This is a genomic window from Microbacterium sp. Bi128, assembly GCF_918698205.1.
This window is the reverse complement of sequence record NZ_CAKKMM010001431.1, coordinates 1-1,279: the sequence shown is the minus strand read 5'-3', so window position 1 is coordinate 1,279 and position 1,279 is coordinate 1. Positions and strand designations below refer to the sequence as shown.

Genomic DNA, 1,279 nt, shown 5'->3' with positions numbered 1-1,279 from the left:
GCATCCAGGGCACTAAAGACGTCCTGCACGGCGATTTGACCGAGCCCGTCAACCTGGGATCCTCTGAGCTGGTCTCGATCAACCAGATGGTGGATCTCCTCGAGCAGATCTCCGGCACCGTGGTGACCAGGCACTACAAGCTCGACGCCCCGCAGGGAGTCCGCGGGCGGAACAGCGACAACACTCTCTTCCATGCCACGTACGGCTGGGAGCCGTCCATCACGCTCAGGACGGGACTGGAAAAGACCTACGAGTGGATCTTCGACCAGCTCAAGGCGCAGGGGTGAACCCCCGTGCGCATCCATATTCACGACTTCGCCGGGCACCCGTTCCAGGCGGAGCTCTCCCGGGAACTCGCCGCGCGGGGACACGACGTCGAACACGCCTACGCGACCCAGTATCCCAGTGGCAAGGGAAAGCTGGAGCGCCTGAACGGTGACCCGGACGCGCTGACTTTCCGCGGAATCACCGCCGTGAGGACCTTCGAGAAGTATTCTCCCCTGGGACGGATGCGGTTCGAGATGTCATTTGCCCAGGCTTGGGTCAGCCACCTCGAGCAGGCCCGTCCCGATTGCGTCGTGGCATGCAACGTTCCGTTGTTCGTCCTGAACAGATTCAGCTCAACGATGGCAAAGTCGGGGCAGCCCTGGGTGTTGTGGCATCAGGACCTCTTCAGCAGAGCCATCGGAGAAGAGATCAGGAAGTGTCTGCCTGCGGCGGTCGGTCCGGCAGCGCAGCGATGGGTCACGCGCACGGAGAAGAACCTGGTCCGCAGTGCCAGCCAGGTCGTCGCAATCGGCGAGGAATTCCGCCGGGCGTACCGGCGCTGGGGCCTCGATGTGCGCCACGTTTCTGTCATTCCAAACTGGGCGCCGCTCGGAGAGATCCTGCCCGGGCCAAGGGACAATGGGTGGGCGCGCGCCCATCTCCTGCAGGGCCGGGAGATCCGTCTGCTCTATGCCGGAACGCTCGGCCGGAAGCACAACCCGCTGCTGTTGATTGATCTCCTGCGCGCCGCCCTGGGCAAGGGCATCCCGGCGCGTCTCGTGGTCGCCTCGGAGGGGGAAGGGATTGAAGCCGTGCGCCAGATCGCGGAACGGCAACCGGAATTACCGATCACCCTGCTGCCGTTCCAGCCTGCTTCCGAACTCTCTGAAATGCTCGGCTCCGCTGATGTGCTCCTGGCCCTCCTGGAGCCCGGGGCGTCAAAGTTTTCGATACCCAGCAAGGTGCTCTCGTCCCTGGCGGCCGGCCGTCCCGTCCTGGGACTCATGCCGCG

General features: G+C 64.3%; 1 protein-coding gene and 1 pseudogene. Both read left to right on the top strand.

Annotated features, from left to right (window positions below; translation table 11 throughout):
• Positions 1 to 287: pseudogene (locus LQV45_RS33410) on the top strand (NAD-dependent dehydratase); the annotation flags it as partial.
• Between the two features lie 6 nt (positions 288 to 293).
• Positions 294 to 1,279 (top strand): glycosyltransferase (locus tag LQV45_RS33405; protein ID WP_230012041.1); only part of this gene is annotated, 986 nt, incomplete at its 3' end.